This is a genomic window from Haloarcula sp. CBA1131 (assembly GCF_008728975.1).
Taxonomy (GTDB): Archaea; Halobacteriota; Halobacteria; order Halobacteriales; family Haloarculaceae; genus Haloarcula; species Haloarcula hispanica.
The window spans coordinates 206063-221222 of record NZ_RPCY01000001.1 but is presented as its reverse complement, the minus strand read 5'-3'; the positions used below and the strand labels follow the sequence as shown (position 1 = coordinate 221222).

At 64.3% G+C, this 15160-nt stretch carries 17 protein-coding genes, 1 tRNA gene and 1 other RNA gene; 13 read left to right on the top strand and 6 right to left on the bottom strand.

The window, feature by feature from the left end:
- Window positions 1-2: 2 nt before the first annotated feature.
- Both Har1131_RS01155 and Har1131_RS01150 read right to left on the bottom strand, forming a co-directional pair.
- On the bottom strand, window positions 3-1148 hold the full coding sequence (locus Har1131_RS01155; protein ID WP_014039248.1) for a signal peptidase I: 1146 nt from the start codon (window positions 1146-1148) through the stop codon (window positions 3-5).
- 175 nt (window positions 1149-1323) lie between these two features.
- Entirely contained in the window at window positions 1324-1737 is a 414-nt protein-coding gene (locus Har1131_RS01150; protein WP_014039249.1) for a hypothetical protein, read from the bottom strand.
- 79 nt (window positions 1738-1816) lie between these two features.
- Between Har1131_RS01150 and Har1131_RS01145 the strand changes: the two genes are divergently transcribed.
- From Har1131_RS01145 to Har1131_RS01130, 4 genes are all read left to right on the top strand, one after another.
- Entirely contained in the window at window positions 1817-2125 is a 309-nt protein-coding gene (locus Har1131_RS01145; protein ID WP_050037417.1) for a hypothetical protein, read from the top strand.
- Between the two features lie 111 nt (window positions 2126-2236).
- Complete coding sequence (locus Har1131_RS01140; protein ID WP_014039251.1) at window positions 2237-2416, top strand: hypothetical protein; 180 nt, start codon at window positions 2237-2239, stop codon at window positions 2414-2416.
- Window positions 2417-2465: 49 nt separating this feature from the next.
- Window positions 2466-2798, top strand: coding sequence for a hypothetical protein (locus tag Har1131_RS01135; protein WP_014039252.1), 333 nt, complete (start codon window positions 2466-2468; stop codon window positions 2796-2798).
- Between the two features lie 111 nt (window positions 2799-2909).
- Complete coding sequence (locus Har1131_RS01130; protein ID WP_151144693.1) at window positions 2910-3779, top strand: hypothetical protein; 870 nt, start codon at window positions 2910-2912, stop codon at window positions 3777-3779.
- A gap of 38 nt (window positions 3780-3817) precedes the next feature.
- Here Har1131_RS01130 and Har1131_RS01125 read toward each other — a convergent pair whose 3' ends face one another.
- The 4 genes from Har1131_RS01125 to Har1131_RS21545 form a co-directional block, all read right to left on the bottom strand.
- A complete protein-coding gene (locus Har1131_RS01125) occupies window positions 3818-4045 on the bottom strand; it encodes a hypothetical protein (RefSeq protein WP_023843081.1) in 228 nt (75 codons plus the stop codon).
- A gap of 198 nt (window positions 4046-4243) precedes the next feature.
- Window positions 4244-4317 (bottom strand) — tRNA-Lys (locus Har1131_RS01120).
- A 34-nt stretch (window positions 4318-4351) separates the two neighbouring features.
- Entirely contained in the window at window positions 4352-5029 is a 678-nt protein-coding gene (locus Har1131_RS01115) for a hypothetical protein (RefSeq protein ID WP_014039255.1), read from the bottom strand.
- A gap of 128 nt (window positions 5030-5157) precedes the next feature.
- Complete coding sequence (locus Har1131_RS21545; protein ID WP_008311379.1) at window positions 5158-5304, bottom strand: hypothetical protein; 147 nt, start codon at window positions 5302-5304, stop codon at window positions 5158-5160.
- Between the two features lie 271 nt (window positions 5305-5575).
- On the opposite strand from Har1131_RS21545, the gene Har1131_RS01110 reads away from it, so the two are divergent.
- From Har1131_RS01110 to cbiG, 9 genes are all read left to right on the top strand, one after another.
- Window positions 5576-5917 (top strand): hypothetical protein, encoded by a 342-nt coding sequence (locus Har1131_RS01110; protein WP_014039256.1) that lies wholly within the window; start codon window positions 5576-5578, stop codon window positions 5915-5917.
- A gap of 92 nt (window positions 5918-6009) precedes the next feature.
- Window positions 6010-7773, top strand: a complete 1764-nt coding sequence (locus Har1131_RS01105; RefSeq protein WP_151144690.1) for a nitrite/sulfite reductase — start codon at window positions 6010-6012, stop codon at window positions 7771-7773.
- A gap of 327 nt (window positions 7774-8100) precedes the next feature.
- Window positions 8101-8575, top strand: an RNA gene (rnpB, locus tag Har1131_RS01100) — RNase P RNA component.
- Between the two features lie 61 nt (window positions 8576-8636).
- Window positions 8637-9248: a rubrerythrin family protein gene (locus tag Har1131_RS01095; RefSeq protein WP_151144687.1), complete on the top strand. Its 612-nt coding sequence runs from the start codon at window positions 8637-8639 to the stop codon at window positions 9246-9248.
- A 49-nt stretch (window positions 9249-9297) separates the two neighbouring features.
- Entirely contained in the window at window positions 9298-11358 is a 2061-nt protein-coding gene (gene uvrB, locus Har1131_RS01090) for an excinuclease ABC subunit UvrB (protein ID WP_050037421.1), read from the top strand.
- 177 nt (window positions 11359-11535) lie between these two features.
- Window positions 11536-12141: a precorrin-6Y C5,15-methyltransferase (decarboxylating) subunit CbiT gene (cbiT, locus tag Har1131_RS01085; protein ID WP_050037422.1), complete on the top strand. Its 606-nt coding sequence runs from the start codon at window positions 11536-11538 to the stop codon at window positions 12139-12141.
- Entirely contained in the window at window positions 12138-12935 is a 798-nt protein-coding gene (locus Har1131_RS01080) for a cobalt-factor II C(20)-methyltransferase (RefSeq protein WP_050037423.1), read from the top strand. Before cbiT ends, Har1131_RS01080 begins: the two co-directional genes overlap by 4 nt.
- Complete coding sequence (locus tag Har1131_RS01075; protein ID WP_050037424.1) at window positions 12928-13821, top strand: cobalt-precorrin-4/precorrin-4 C(11)-methyltransferase; 894 nt, start codon at window positions 12928-12930, stop codon at window positions 13819-13821. The genes Har1131_RS01080 and Har1131_RS01075 overlap by 8 nt, the downstream gene beginning before the upstream one ends.
- Before the next feature lie 363 nt (window positions 13822-14184).
- The gene (gene cbiG, locus Har1131_RS01070; RefSeq protein WP_129755905.1) at window positions 14185-15156 is read left to right on the top strand and encodes a cobalt-precorrin 5A hydrolase; all 972 of its coding nucleotides are present in this window, start codon (window positions 14185-14187) and stop codon (window positions 15154-15156) included.
- Window positions 15157-15160: the final 4 nt, after the last annotated feature.

The following is a 15160-nucleotide window of genomic DNA, read 5'->3' as shown; positions in this document are numbered from 1 at the left end:
GATCATTCACGCCCAAGCAGGCGGCGTACCTGTCGCTTCAGCGGGACCGACCGGTCTCGGCTCCGCTCGCGCGTTGTTCCGAACCCGAAGGTCGCCCCAACTGCCGCTGTGAGGCTTCCTAACACCAGGAGATTGAACGCCCCGATTGCCACCAGCGGGTGGACTCGGTGCAGTCCCGCGATGACGCCCGGCGGTGCTAGCAGGAAGTATCGATGCTCTTCGACGGTCACGACCGCCTGTTCGCCCGGTGGTGGGGCGGGCACCGACAGCGTTGCCGTCGCGGACCCGCCGCGCTGGACGACAAGCCGGTTACGGTCCATCGCCGCGTCCGGGTGCGATGATTCGAGGATAATGAGCATCGTTACCAGTCCGCCGTTTTCGGCAGTGAACTCGCTTTCGACGGTCTCCCCGGGCGTGACATCCTCGCTAGTGCTGTCGATGGTGACGCTGTGAGTGCCGCTCGGAGCGACCATCGCCGCGTTGGCTGGGACGAGAATCAACACTGCCAGTGCGAGTATAACCGTCCAGCCATTGATGGCGTCCCCGTCGCGCGAACGAGTCCGTTCTCTGGTCCGCTCCTCGCTGGCCCGGAAGCTGTCGACGAAGACGAGCAGAAACAGTCCGAGCCCGATAGAGATGAACAGTCCACTGAGTCCCTGTCCGCTCGTCAGGTCGCTGTTGCCCGGCCCGCCAATCAATACCAAGCCGCTTTCTGCCGCCGTTCGAGCGGAGCTGATGGCGGTGCCGAGACCGGGGAGCCGGACGACCTGTCCGTTGATCTGGAGTGCTGTCGCGACGACTCGGTCGTCCGTGACAACCGGCTCACCTCCGCTCTGGTCTCTGAAGGGGTTGTTGTCCCCTTTCGTGATGTAGCCGCCGTCGGTCTCCGCGACGACCCGGTGTGTCGTCAGTCCGCCGCCCTGTAGCTCGACCGCTTCGAACACGATGACGTCCCCCGGCTCAATCTCGCCAGCGACGGGTGCAGGAACGGCGACGAACGCGTCGCCCGTGTTCAGCGTCGGCGACATACTCCCTGAGGTCACGTACCCCAGCAGGATCGGCTGCCCGAGGAGTTGCCCGATAACGAGGGAGAGAACGACGAGGACAGCAAGCAGGGTGAACGCGTCCTCGACGGCCTGCCGCAGCATACCTGCAGTAGCCGGTCACAGGTTTTCAACCCTCCGAACAGCGGAGCAGTCGACGCAGTCGCTCATTATCCGAAGCGTACGAAATCGGCGCGTGGGGTCTCTGCGCGCGACGCACTGTCGTATGGTGACCGCGTGGCAGGCCAGTTCTGGTCGACCATATCACTGACCGTCTCGATCACTCTGTTTCGACAGGGATCGTGTGGACCTGCCGGAGCGGCGCGATGTGTGCTTTCGCCGCCTCGTCCAGTGGAAAGGTCCCGTGGATGTCGGCCGGGACCTGGCCGTGGACGACACGCCCGAACGGCGCGGCGGCGGTGGGATACACCTGCTCGGCCAACCGGGCGACAGGGGCCGCGACATCGAGGCCTTCCAGCGCTTCCTTCACAGCCGCTTCGCCGACGTGAACGGACTCGCCTTCAATCAGGATGAACGCAAACGGCAGGTCGTCGAACTGTGCCTGGAGAAACGCCTGAATCGCGTCGGACTCCCAGGGGACCGGCGTGATGTCCGTGGCACAGCGGGTTACCGTCTCGGCAGCGCGCCGGAACAGGTCGGTACTGCCGTCGTAGACGAGAAGCGACTGAGTCACACCCCATGTACGGGTTTGGGCCGTTTGAACGTTGTGTAGTGTCACAACGGCTTATGCTTCTGTCCCTCTACGTTTCTGTATGGACGCACGGGACGAACCGATGACCAGACTCGCCCGGCGACTCGAAACAGTACTGGAGAGCGCGCTTGCCGATAGCGTGTCGTGGACGGTCACTACTGACGGCCCAGTCGTCGCTCGACTGCCCGACCGCGAGTTCGCGTTCGAGCGGAACGATAGCCCGGATGGGTACCGGTGGACAGTCGTGTTACGCGCGGACGGGGCGGTCGTGAGCAAGTTCGGACCGTTCGAGACGGTCGACGGCGTCGTCGAGCAGGTCGAATCGCTCGTTCACTCAGAGGTTCGGTACACGGTTTGCTGTAACGGCTAACTGTCCCAGCGCCAGCACTACCCATCACGCGAATTCAGCGGCCGCGTTTCGGTCAGCGACACGTCGCTCGTGGGTAATCTCTATACGAACCCCGCACCAACGGATAGGTGTATGAGTTTGCTCAAGAGCAAGCACCTCCTCAACGGGATCGTCTCACTGGTCGTCAGCGTCGGTATCACTGTCTGGCTGGCCGACGACGAGGACGCGCCGTGGAGCCTGACTGACATGGCCATGGCCGTCGCTATTTCGTCGTTCCTGTCCGGCTTTTTCACCAGCTACTTCGCCGACTAACCGGGGAAAACGGGGGAACACCGATGCCGTTCCGGCCCGTCCGACTGGTATGGACAAACCAGAACCCGTCGACGACTGGCCCCACCGCCCATTCTCGCCGACGGAAGCCAGTGCCTTGCTGGAAGACATCGATGGCGCTGTCGCGGTCTGGGTGATGCACCACGACAACGACGTTCGGTCGGCCGTCGTTCTCGATGACGCCCCCGAGGACGCAGTCATCGACATTGTCGTCGAGACCGAGGCTGCCTTCGAAATGTACAGTTACACGAGCGGCGTGTGGATGGACTACGGTACGCAGCGGAAAGACGATCCGGATGCCCCGTCGATGGCAGGGACGCTCGACAGCTACGACGTTCTCGCTGGCGAGTCCGATATAGCCTGATCGATGCGATACATCGACACCGCCGTTACTGGGGCGAGACGCCCCTACCACCCGTCTATCAAGACACTCGAAAAGTAATCATTAAACGGCGCGGCGACTGACCCTCCTGATATGCAACGACGAGCCGCGGCGGCGTACTTCGCGTTCTTCCTCGTTATCAGTGTTGCTGCGTACGCCTACATCGGCGTCGCGGAGAGTCAGCGGCCGGCGGTGTCGCTCGACGCTGACGCCGAACTGACCAACGAGAGTACGTTCACTGTCGACGGAACGGAATACACAGCCACGAACATCCACATGTCCGGCGGCGGCGGTGGCGGCCACGGCGGCGGTGGCGGTGGCAGCATTGCAGCTGACCTCTCTTGGACGAACGAATCGTCACGGTATACAGCGACGCTAGAGCACAACGCCACGACGACCTACCAGAACGATACCTACCGCGTGCACACTGACAGCAACGAGAGTACGGTGACCCTCGAAGAAGAACTCAACGTCAGTGCGCTCCTCGCCGAGGACACCTCGGTCAAGAACACGCTGGCGACCCAGAACGGGACCGAGTACGTAGTCTACCGGTCGAACAACACGCAAGTCCCGCTGAGTGAATGGCTCCCAGAGCCGGAGACGGTGTCGTTCACCACCGGCGATACCTACCCGCACGCGACCGATAGCGGCACCCAGGAGACCACGATCTCCGAAGTGACCGACGACGGCGCGACCCTCGAATGGTTCGCACCGCGCGAGAACACAATCGAACTTTCGGAGGGTGGGAACGTCACGCTGAACGAGCAGCAGTTCTTCACGCACTTCCCAGACCATAGCACCGTCCAGATCGTCCCGATTCAGCAGTACGACCAGTACCAGACGACGCTCGACCAGCAGGACTACTTCCACGAGCGCAAGAACGGCATCTGGGGCGTCTCGATACTCTCGGGCATCGCTGCCGTGCTGATGCTAGGGATGGCGTATATGCCCGTCCGCGGATAACAAGACGTCTGTTTTCGGCTCTGTTCTCGGCGACTGACTTACGCGTCGGCTGCCCAGCTGATGTACGCCAGTCCGACACCGATCAACCCCATCACGACCGCTGCCGCCAGTTGTATAATTACCGCGCCCATCGACGCGTACGTCTGCCACGGCGTGCTGGCAATCGCAGCGAGCGTGGCGACGACGAGCAGTACGCCCACAGTCACGCCCAACGGGCGCAGCGGTTGCGCGAGTGCGCGCTGAATTGTACCGGTATTTCCGTCCATACTGGTGCCATCCGCCGTCTCGGTGGTAAATGAACCGGTCTCGAACTCTGTCCTGTCGCGCTGCTTCTTGTACACAGAACAGCGGGCCGGGCAGGAGTTGAACCACCTGCACTTCGCTCACTACGTTCGCTCGTGCCGTAGTTCAACTCCTTCCTGCCGGTTCACTCACCGACTCGCGGTGCTTGTCGGTTCGTTGCACGGGCCGGGAGGGAGTTGAACCCCCGACCATCTGGTTAAAAGCCAGACGCTCTGCCTAACTGAGCTACCGGCCCTCGCTATTCGCTCGGGGGAGCGGCGATTAAGACCTTACGGTCCGTCGTCGAAGTACGATTCGATAGCCTCGCTGATGACTTCTCCGGGGGAGGCCCCATCGAGTGCGGCCTGCCGGCGGAGTCGACAGTAGGCGTCGCGGCCGAGTTGTGTCCGCAACTCGCCCAGCGCGTACCCGTTTCTGGCGAGCGCCGCGTCCACGGACGCGCCGTCGTTGACACTGCTGGCAACGGACCGGATCTGGCGGACGGTGAGGTTGTGGTCGAGGGCGGCCCACGCCAGCAGGAGGCGGGACTCGCCGGAGACTCTGGCGATGTGTTTGGCCGCCGTCGGCGCAATTTCCCCCTTGGCGACGTGAATCCGGACGGACCGGGGGAGGTCGTGCACGCGGGACCACTTCCGGATGAACGAGACCGAGGCTTCGCCACCGGCCCGTTCGGCAGCGGCCTTGTAGGACCCCTCACCACGGACCAGGGCTGCACACGCGGCTGCGCCGCGCAGAATGAACACGTTGTCATCGGCGCCGGCGGTGTTCTCGGAGAACTTCTCGACCGTTCTGGCGGCGAGCTCGAGGCTCTCGGAGTCGTCGGGATCGAACTCGATGGCCTCCTCGGGCCGCTGGCCAGTGAGTGCCGGGTCCCCGCGGATGACCGGTTTACCGACCGGTGATTCACGGTCGGTCGATGGAACGTAATTGTCGGGCCCCTCAGGCATCGATACGTGCTTGGGGAGCACCGCACAAAAGTATCCCGTACAGGGGTGTCATACAGGCTATTGTAAGTCATTCCGGGATTTCGCCGACCCGGGCCGGCGCAATTAATACGCAGTCACAACAGTCTGTATCAGTCGTCAGAGGCGCTCTCGCGCTCTTCGCTCATGTGCTCCCAGATTTCTGTGCAACCGCAGCCATCCTCGACGTTGTCGAGGTGGTCTGTGGTCGGCTCTTCGCGTTCGGCGTCGTCGTCGTGGGTCTGTTGTGCGTTCGTCATCGTTTCTGTCACAGCAGCGACCTGCGTGGCCGCCGCGTGGTGTCGTACTCCTTCGTAACGCCCCCACTATCTTAAACACGGACTCTCCTGTAAGCTTGGCCCGCACTGCGACTTACAGGCAACATATGTTTGTATCTCGTACAGATCCCACCAAATAGTGGGTCATTATGTTCTGATACACTCACCGCATGACTGCGGTGGATTCGACCCGATCCGGTGATACTTGTGACCGCCGATGCTCTCAGGTATCTCTGGAATCTAATGATATGTAATGACGACCGACGTTCACCAGCTCGACGACGGGGCCTGGATTTCCGTCAACGACTCGCGGGAAGTGAACGTCTCGGACCTGTGGTTGTTGGCTCGAAGCGACTTCTGTGGGTGTGAGACGACGGATTTCCTCGCCGAGGGGTTCGTAAAAGTGGGCGTGGATTACCCGGATATTCAGGCGCGAATAGCCGGTCAGTGTATCGCCTGCGGTGAAAGCGGTGTTACCGACTGGCTGACGGTCGGCCGCGTCGTAGACCCCGATTCCGGCGAATTCTACGGTGTCGTCCACGAGAGCGTCCATTTTCCGGAGAAGCGAACCCGGCTTGCCCGTCCCGATGAATAGGCAACAATTTCTTGTTTCGGGGAGTGGTGGCGACGGTTGACGGCAAAGTGTGTTGTATAAGTCTGTGAGACTTGTGGAAGAACACATTAGCTATGCCCAGTAAAGTCGAGAAATGGAAGGACGAGGTCTACGGTAACGAGATTCGAGAGCATCTGATGGAGTTCGCAGAGAAGGGCTGGGACGCCATTCCGGAAGACGAGCACGACGCCTGGTTCGAGCGCTTCAAATGGTGGGGGCTGTACCACCAGCGTTCCGGCCAGGAGTCGTATTTCATGATGCGCATCGGGACGCCAAACGGCGTCATCAAGCCCGGCCAGCTCGAAGTCATCGGCGAAGTCGCGAAGGAGTACGCGACCGGCCCCGTCGATAACCCCGAGTTCGGCGAGGCCTACTGTGACTGGACGACCCGCCAGAGCATCCAGCTCCACTGGATCAAACTGGAGGACATCCCGGAGATCTTCGAGAAGCTCGAAGCCGTCGGTTTGGGCACCCAGCAGGCCTGCGGTGACTCCTGGCGGAACATCGTCGGCTGTCCCGTCGCCGGCAAGGACAAACACGAGCACGTCGACGCCTGGCCCGTCGCCGAGGACCTCCACGAGACGTTCAAGGGCAACGACGACTACTCGAACCTCCCGCGCAAGTGGAAGGTCGCCATCGCCGGCTGTGACGAAGGCTGTGGCCAGGGCGACATCAACGACCTCGCCTTCGAGCCCGCCGAGAAGGACGGCGAACTCGGCTTCAACGTCCGTATCGGCGGGGGCCTCTCCCGCAAGGAACCGCGCCTCGCCCGCGATATCGACGTGTGGGTGCCGCCGGAGCAGGCCGCCGACGTGGCCCACGGCATGTCCGCGCTCTTCCGCGACCACGGCGACCGCGAGGACCGCTTCAACGCCCGCATCAAGTTCCTCATGGACGAGTGGGGGCCGGAAAAGATGCGCTCGGTCCTCCAGGACGACTACGTCGACTTCGAACTGCCGACCGCCGGCGAGGACATGCGCGACCAGTACAGCTACAACACCGGGTCCCAGGACGGGCACAACGACCACGTCGGGATTCACGAACAGAAGGACGGCAACTACTACGTCGGCCTGAACGTCCTGGTCGGCCGCATGGGCGCCGACGACGTGCTCGAACTCGCCGAACTCGCCGACGAGTACGGCTCCGGCGAGGTCCGACTGACCCAGCGCCAGAACATCATCGTTACCGACGTGCCCGAGGAGAACCTCGACGAGTTCACCAGCGAACCCCTCCTTGAGAACTACTCCCCGGACCCGTCGCCGTTCATGCGCGGTTCTATCGCCTGCACGGGCACGGAGTACTGCTCGCTCTCTATCGTCGAGACGAAGAACCGCCAGGTCCGCTACGCCCGCTGGCTCAAGGACAACGTCGAACTGCCCGAGGACCACAAGGACTTCCACATCCACCTCTCTGGCTGTACGGCCTCCTGTGCCCAGCCCCAGATCGCCGACGTGTCCCTGCGCGGGATGAAGACCCGCAAGGACGGCGAACCGGTCGAAGCGCTCGATATCGGTCTCGGCGGCGGCCTCGGCGACGACCCGCGCTTCGCCGACTGGGTGGAGATGCGCGTCCCGGCCGACGAAGTCCCCGGCGCGATCAAGAACCTCGTCAACAACTTCAAGAACGCCCGCGAGGGCGGCGAGACCTTCCGTGACTTCGTGGAGGACCGCGACGAGGAAACGCTGGCCGAGATGGTCGAGCCCGAAGAGACGGACTACCACGACCCGTACATGCACAACACGAAGATGACGTGGTACCCCTACGCAGAGGACGACGACATGCAGTCCTCGCCTGCGCCGACCGATGGTGCCGGCGAGCCGCTCCCCTCTGACGACTAAGTCACACTGCTGGGCATTCGCGTCTCGACTGTTGTCGAATTGCGCTGTGACCCGCCTTTCTCACACAGTTTCTCCCGACGCTGTGGCCGGGAGCGCGCTCTGTCGCGCGACCCGGGGGAGGGCAGGTCTGCCTGAGGATGAGACACAATTTAAGTCACCGTGAACATACCGCAAGCGAAGCGAGCGGTTTCCCCGGACTCGCCGCGGTGTGGCGAGTCCGGCCTTTTTCGTCGACGTTTTTCAAGGAGTGGTTCGCGCTTCGCGCGAACCCGACGCAGAAAAAGGTCGTTGGTAAGCCTTATTCGCGGCACTGGCGTATCTATATATGGCAGCGGGAGGCCGGCTCCCGTGGCGCAAGCCATGAGGAAAGTCCCCCCACCTGTCGGACAGGTGACCGGGCGCAAGCCCGGGGCGGGAGACCGTCGGCTCTGGAACAGCAACGACACGTCGTTGCCGGACCGATGAGGTGTGCGAATCCCGAGCGAGGCTGGTCGTGCCCCACCAGACGGTGTGGCACGCGGCCAAAGCGAGGGAGAGTTAACCCACCGAGGGCAGTCGCGACCCGGTGACTCCGGGGCGCGCAGTTGTGGACCACATCCGTGCTCCACCCGTGGGCCGCAGACGCCCCACGCATTCCGTGGGCCGCAAACGCCCCACGCTTCCGGCGACGGACCGATGGAACGGCGAAACCTCACCGGTGCAAGGCCGCGTCGACAGGTAGTCCGACGCCGCGCGCAAGCGCTGGACGTGGCCGCTCAGCCGAATGCTGGCCCGAACAGAAGGGGGCTTACTCCCCGCAGCCATACGAGCCTTCGAGCGGCGGGTCCGATGGTTACAAGCCCGCGCCGGCCACAGGCCAGAGTATGACCGCAGCCGACCTTATCGACGCAGTTCGTGACGACCAGCAGACGGAACTCTCCCGACTGGGCTCCTCGAAGACGCTCTATGCTGACACCCGCGGCGAGATGGAACCGGACGTAGTGCTTTCGGCGGCCGCCGCCCGCGAGCAGGCAGCTCACGACACGTTCGACGCCTGGAGCGACGACGGCCACGACGACGCGGCGGTGCTGTTCGCCGATGCGGCGGGCGAGACGGCTGAGCGCCGCGATAGCATCGACGCCGATCCGGTCGACCGGACGCCGGCAATGCACGGCGTGCTCGCTGACCTCGATGGGACCGTCGAACGCCTCGGCGGCTTCGTCGGCTGGTCGCTCGTCGACAAGAAGGTCAAAGAGCAGTACACCGGCTTCTTCACCGGCCAAGCGGACCCACAGACGGCGAGTACGTTCCGCAGCGCCGGCAGCGACGTGGTGGACCTCCGCGACGAGGCCGCCGAACTGCTCGATGCGGTGTGTGGGAGCGACGACGACTGGGACGCCGCGGAGGCTGCTGCTATCGATGTCATCTCGACGGCTTACGACGAATACTTCGAGACGCTCGAAGATCTCGGCGTGAACCCGAAGCCGGTCTGCTAACGCTTCACGAACCACGCGGCTCAAGTCCGTCCAGCCCGATGTGTGGGTAATGAGCGACACCGGCGGCCCACTCTCTATCGACCGACCAGATGTCGACCGCGAGTTCCGTGTCGACGCCCCGTTCGAGCCGGCGGGCGACCAGCCCGAGGCTATCGAAGGGCTCGCGTCGGGCTATCGCCAGGGGATGGACCGGCAGACCCTGCTCGGTGTGACTGGCTCCGGGAAGACAAACACCGTTTCCTGGGTCGTCGAGGAGATTCAGCAACCGACCCTCGTTATCGCCCACAACAAGACCCTCGCGGCCCAGCTGTACGAGGAGTTCCGCGAGCTGTTCCCGGATAACGCCGTCGAGTACTTCGTCTCCTACTACGACTACTACCAGCCCGAGGCCTACGTCGAGCAGACGGACACCTTCATCGACAAGGACGCCTCCATCAACGACGAGATCGACCGGCTGCGCCACTCCGCGACGCGCTCACTGCTCACCCGGGACGACGTCATCGTCGTCGCGTCGGTGTCGGCCATCTACGGCCTCGGTGACCCGCGAAACTACATCGACATGTCCCTCTCGCTCGAGGTGGGCCAGGAGATCGAGCGCGACGACCTGCTCGGTCGGCTGGTCGACCTGAACTACGAGCGCAACGACGTGGACTTCACACAGGGGACCTTCCGCGTGCGCGGGGACACGCTGGAGATCTACCCGATGTATGCCCGCTACGCCCTCCGAGTGGAGTTCTGGGGCGACGAGATCGACCGGATGCTGAAGGTCGACCCGCTGGAGGGCGAGGTCAAAAGCGAGGAACCGGCCGCCCTGCTCCACCCGGCGGAACACTACTCGATTCCCGAACAGCGGCTCCAGCGGGCCATCGACGAAATCAAGGAACTGCTGGACCAGCGTATCAGCTACTTCGAGCGACAGGGCGACCACGTCGCCGCCCAGCGAATCGAGGAGCGGACCACGTTCGACATCGAGATGATGCAGGAGACGGGCTACTGTTCGGGTATCGAGAACTACTCGGTCCACCTCTCGGACCGCGAGACGGGTGAAGCCCCTTACACCCTGCTGGATTACTTCCCCGATGACTTCCTCACGGTCGTCGACGAGTCCCACCAGACGCTCCCCCAGATCCGCGGCCAGTTCGAGGGCGACAAGAGCCGCAAGGAGAGCCTCGTCGAGAACGGCTTCCGCCTGCCGACGGCCTTCGACAACCGCCCGCTCACTTTCGAGGAGTTCGAGGAGAAGACCGACCAGACGCTGTACGTGAGCGCGACGCCGGGTGACTACGAGCGCGAACACAGCGACCAGGTGGTCGAGCAGATCGTCCGACCGACCCACCTCGTGGACCCGGCCGTCGAGATCGCGTCGGCGACGGGCCAGGTTGAGGACCTGTTGGAGCGCATCGACGAACGTGTCGAGCGCGACGAACGGGTGCTCGTCACGACGCTGACCAAGCGGATGGCCGAGGACCTCACGGAGTACCTGGAGGAGTCCGGCGTGAACGTCGCCTATATGCACGACGAGACGGACACGCTGGAACGGCACGAACTCATCCGGTCGCTCCGGCTTGGCGACATCGACGTGCTGGTCGGCATCAATCTCCTCCGGGAGGGGCTGGACATCCCCGAGGTGTCGCTCGTTGCGATTCTGGACGCCGACCAGGAGGGGTTCCTCCGGTCGGAGACGACGCTGGTACAGACGATGGGCCGGGCCGCCCGGAACGTCAACGGCGAGGTCGTGCTGTACGCCGACGAGCGCAGCAACGCCATGCAGTCGGCCATCCAGGAGACCCAGCGCCGCCGGCGCATCCAGCAGCAGTACAACGAGGAACACGGCTTCGAGCCGACGACTATCGAGAAGGAAGTCGGCGAAACGAACCTGCCGGGGAGCAAGACCGACACCGGCGGCATTTCCAGCGACGGCGCGAGCGACGCCGACGAGGCCGCCCGCCAGATAGAGCAACTGGAAGAACGGATGCAGGAGGCCGCGGACAACCTGGAGTTCGAACTGGCCGCGGACATCAGAGACCGCATCCGCGAACTGCGCGAGGAGTTCGATCTGGACGGCGGCGACGACAGCGACGGCGTGCCGGCACCCGGTCCGGAGTTCTGACCCGGAATCTAGACTCTGGTCTGACCCGGCTTCTGGGCACCGCTCTGATACTGCCCGCTCGCGCTGCTGTCAATCGGCCCGCTGACTCGCCCCTGTCCGGCACCGATGCCGCTGTCATCTCGACTTGGATTAATACAACCAAAATTGTTTTACGCGCTACTGCAGTTGTATAGCGTGATGTCCCGCGTCTCGCTCCCACACGATGCGAAGGCCGGTCCCACCAAGCCGGAGGTCCGGGCCGTTCTCGCTAGCAAACTCGCTCTCACCGGGTCCGACCACTTCGCGGAGGTCGGCTCCTGTACCGGTGCCGTCACCATCACGGCGGCGCGCCGGGCCGGGCGGGTCACTGCGCTCGAACGCAAGGGGAACCGACTCGACGTGACTCGCAAGAACCTCGCCGCTAACGACGTCGACGCCGATGTCGAACTGCGTGAGGCCGAGGCCCCGGAGGGCTTGCCGGACGACGCCGACGCCCTCTTCCTCGGCGGGTCGCGCAACTACGAGGCCATCCTCGACCACGCGGTCGAGACCGGTGTCGACCGAATCGTGATGAACGTCTCGCGGCTCGAAGTCGCTGGCGCGGCGACGGAGGCCTTCCGCGAGCGCGACATTCTGGAGGAGGTCGTCCAGTTCCAGGTGAGCCACGGCTACGAACTCGCCGGCGCGACGAGTTTCAACTCGGAGAACCCGGTGTACATGCTCGTCGGCAGCGCCAGTGAGGACGTTGCTGCCGACGGCGGGTCGCCGGCCGAATCTGCGGCGCAGGACGGAGGCGACCGATGACGCTCTACGGCATCGGCCTCGGTCCCGGCCAGCCCGACCTGGTGACCGTCCGCGGGAAGCGCGCCCTCGAATCCGCCGACGTGGTGTACTCGCCGGGGCGGCTATCGCGCTCGGTCGCGACCGAACACGTCCCCGAGGAGCGCATCGGCGACCTCGACTTCCCGATGACACGCGACGAGGAGAAACTCCGGGCGGCCTGGAAGGACGCCGCCGCCGAAATCGCGCCGACGGCCCGCGACGGCGACGCCGCTTTCGTCACGCTCGGGGACCCGAACGTCTACTCGACCTTTGGCCATCTCCGGCGGACGCTGGCGGCGTTCCACCCCGAGGTCGACCTCGAAGTGGTACCCGGCGTCAGCGCCATGTCGGCGTTCGCGACGGCGCTCGGCGTCGAAATCACCGCGGGGTCAAGCTTAGCGCTGCGTGAGGCCGACCGCGGCGCGTCGCCGACCGGCCCCGATCGGATGATCCTGTTCAAGGTGACCGACGCGCCGGCGACCCACGAGGGGCTGGTCGAGGCCGGCTACGACGTTGTGTACGGCCGCCGGCTGTTCATGGAACAGGGCGAGACAGTTGTCACGGACGACCCAAGCGAGATCGACGAGCGAGACTACTACACGCTGGCCTACGCCGAGAAGCCCGAGACCCGCGTCGAGCAGGCGACCGACGCCTTCCTCGAAGCGGCCGACGAGAGCGGCGTCGTGACCGACGGCGGCGAAAACGGGTCTGGGGCGGTAGTGCGACAGGAGCGCTCCGAAGCCGCCCTCTGTGGCGACGAGGTGAAGCATGACTGAGGACGCTACCGAGGCCGGCGAGACGGATCCACAGACTGCTATCGACTCTGTCGCCGGCAACCGAGACGACCGCGTCTACGAGCACAACGCCGGCGACGAGCAGGAGGGCATCCCATTCGTCGGGGCCGGCCCGGGCAACCCCCGGCTGCTGACCGTCGCCGGCCGCGAACTGCTGGCCGACGCCGACCTCGTGGTCCACGCCGGCTCGCTCGTCAACAGCGAACTGCTGGAGGAGTACTGCGACGACGCCGAGACGGTCTCCTCTATCGGCAAGGACTTGGAGGAGCTGATTCCGCTGATGCGCGACGCCTACGAGGCCGGCGACACCGTCGTCCGGCTCCACAGCGGCGACCCCGCGATTTATGGAGCCGCGCTGGAGCAGATGGACGCGCTCGAACACGAGGGGGTCCCGACCTACATCGTTCCCGGCGTCACCTCGGCGTTCGCCGCCAGCGCGACGATGCGCACGCAGTTGACGCTGAACGAGGTCGCCAACCACGTCGCCTTCACCCGCCCGCAGGGCAAGACACTGGACGAGGACGAGGATCACATCTCCGAGTTCGTCGGCATGGGCGACGTGACGACCTGTATCTATCTGGGAACCCACGCCGTCAGCGAGACGATGGACCGTCTGCTCGAAGACGGCCACGACCCAGAGACGCCTGTTGCGGCGATTTATCACGCTTCCTGGCCCGACGAGGACGTCATCGAAGGCACGATTGCGACCATTGGCGAGAAACTGGAAGACGCGGGGTATCGCGCCTCCGCGATGGTCGTGATTGGGGACGCTGTTGGTGGTGAGGACTACGAGCGCTCCTTCCTCTATGGCGACTGGGCGAACCGTGGAAGTGACTCGACTGACGGAACGCAGGAAGCCGACGACTAGGATGACTCGTCAAATTGGTCAAGCACAATTCGAAAGCCCCCGGTCGCTCCGGTCGAGGGCCTCGCTGTGCGCGCTCGCTTCGCTCGCGTGCTTGCTTCGGCCGTCTTTCCGGAGCGACCGGCCCCTTTCAGTCCACCCGACAGCACCGCGCTGCACCGCGAGCCACACGCCTCCCCAACCGACTCACTCCCGACTGCCGTCGGTCGTTCGTCCCTCGCACAGTTCTGGCGCGCCATCCGAGCGCGCCAGCGCGCGCCGACAGCAGTTTCGCGTCACCTCGCAGTCGAGTATTGACTCACAGACATCACCCACGCGGCTGCCCGGCCGGTCGCCTGGGGCAGTTTCACCGGCCGGACGTAATTCATGAGTACTGACACCGACAGCGATTCGAGTTCGAACAGTTGCAAAGCGCCCGACTCGGACGGCGAGGTAGCCGAAGACATCGCCATCGTCGCGTTCGAGCGGAAGATGGACACCGCCGAGGACATCGTCGACGGCATCGGCGACCGCTACGAGTCCATCGACATCCTCGAATACCACGGCGACGTGTTCGAGGAGCACTGGGGCGAGTACGACTGCTTCATCGGCCTGATGGCGAGTGGCATCGCGATGCGCAAGACGGCCCACTTGCTCGACGACAAGTGGGACGACCCCGCAATCTGTGTCGTCGACGAGGAACTCACGTGGGCCATCCCCATCACCGGCGGCCACCACGGCGCGAACCAGGTCGCCGACGACCTCGCGTCGATGGGTGCGGTGCCGGCGATGACCACCGCCTCGGAAGCCGCGGACAAGCAGGGCGTCGAGAAGCAGGCGAAAGCGCTCGACGCCCACGTCGTCAACGGCGATTCGACCGTGGCGACGAACCTCGCCGTGCTGGACGACGAACTCGGTCCCATCGAGCGCCTCGACGGGCCGAAGGCCGTGCTGGTCGACGACGACGTGACCGTCCTGAAGCGGAACAAGGACGACGGCGTCGTGCTCGGTTGTGGCAGCGTCGCCGGCGCGGATGTCGAGCAGTTCCACGCGGCCTGGGAACAGGCGCTGGACGAGGCTGACCTCGACCGTGACGACGTGGAGTTCATCGCGACTGGCACCCGAAAAGCCGACGAGGAAGGCATGCTCGCCGCTGCTGAGGAGTGGGGGCTGGGTGTCATTGCCTTCGAGAAGGAGACGTTGGAGGAGTTCGAGGGACCGACCCCCTCGCGGTCGAAGGAACTCATCGGCTGGCCGGGCATCGCGGAGGCGTCGGCCATCGCCGCCGGTAGCGAGCACGATCTGCTGGCCGAGAAGACCCGCTATGACGAAGCTGTGACCGTCGCTATCGGGCGCTAATCTC

What these genes read in the sequence shown, in the direction of transcription:
- cbiT (WP_050037422.1), top strand. Translation starts at nt 11,536, where the DNA reads ATGTCCCGCGTCTCGCTCCCACACGATGCGAAGGCCGGTCCCACCAAG.
- Har1131_RS21545 (WP_008311379.1), bottom strand. Translation starts at nt 5,304, where the DNA reads ATGACGAACGCACAACAGACCCACGACGACGACGCCGAACGCGAAGAG.
- Har1131_RS01130 (WP_151144693.1), top strand. Translation starts at nt 2,910, where the DNA reads ATGCAACGACGAGCCGCGGCGGCGTACTTCGCGTTCTTCCTCGTTATC.
- Har1131_RS01080 (WP_050037423.1), top strand. Translation starts at nt 12,138, where the DNA reads ATGACGCTCTACGGCATCGGCCTCGGTCCCGGCCAGCCCGACCTGGTG.
- Har1131_RS01140 (WP_014039251.1), top strand. Translation starts at nt 2,237, where the DNA reads ATGAGTTTGCTCAAGAGCAAGCACCTCCTCAACGGGATCGTCTCACTG.
- Har1131_RS01075 (WP_050037424.1), top strand. Translation starts at nt 12,928, where the DNA reads ATGACTGAGGACGCTACCGAGGCCGGCGAGACGGATCCACAGACTGCT.
- Har1131_RS01105 (WP_151144690.1), top strand. Translation starts at nt 6,010, where the DNA reads ATGCCCAGTAAAGTCGAGAAATGGAAGGACGAGGTCTACGGTAACGAG.
- Har1131_RS01145 (WP_050037417.1), top strand. Translation starts at nt 1,817, where the DNA reads ATGGACGCACGGGACGAACCGATGACCAGACTCGCCCGGCGACTCGAA.
- Har1131_RS01095 (WP_151144687.1), top strand. Translation starts at nt 8,637, where the DNA reads ATGACCGCAGCCGACCTTATCGACGCAGTTCGTGACGACCAGCAGACG.
- Har1131_RS01125 (WP_023843081.1), bottom strand. Translation starts at nt 4,045, where the DNA reads ATGGACGGAAATACCGGTACAATTCAGCGCGCACTCGCGCAACCGCTG.
- Har1131_RS01155 (WP_014039248.1), bottom strand. Translation starts at nt 1,148, where the DNA reads ATGCTGCGGCAGGCCGTCGAGGACGCGTTCACCCTGCTTGCTGTCCTC.
- Har1131_RS01110 (WP_014039256.1), top strand. Translation starts at nt 5,576, where the DNA reads ATGACGACCGACGTTCACCAGCTCGACGACGGGGCCTGGATTTCCGTC.
- Har1131_RS01115 (WP_014039255.1), bottom strand. Translation starts at nt 5,029, where the DNA reads ATGCCTGAGGGGCCCGACAATTACGTTCCATCGACCGACCGTGAATCA.
- Har1131_RS01135 (WP_014039252.1), top strand. Translation starts at nt 2,466, where the DNA reads ATGGACAAACCAGAACCCGTCGACGACTGGCCCCACCGCCCATTCTCG.
- uvrB (WP_050037421.1), top strand. Translation starts at nt 9,298, where the DNA reads ATGAGCGACACCGGCGGCCCACTCTCTATCGACCGACCAGATGTCGAC.
- cbiG (WP_129755905.1), top strand. Translation starts at nt 14,185, where the DNA reads ATGAGTACTGACACCGACAGCGATTCGAGTTCGAACAGTTGCAAAGCG.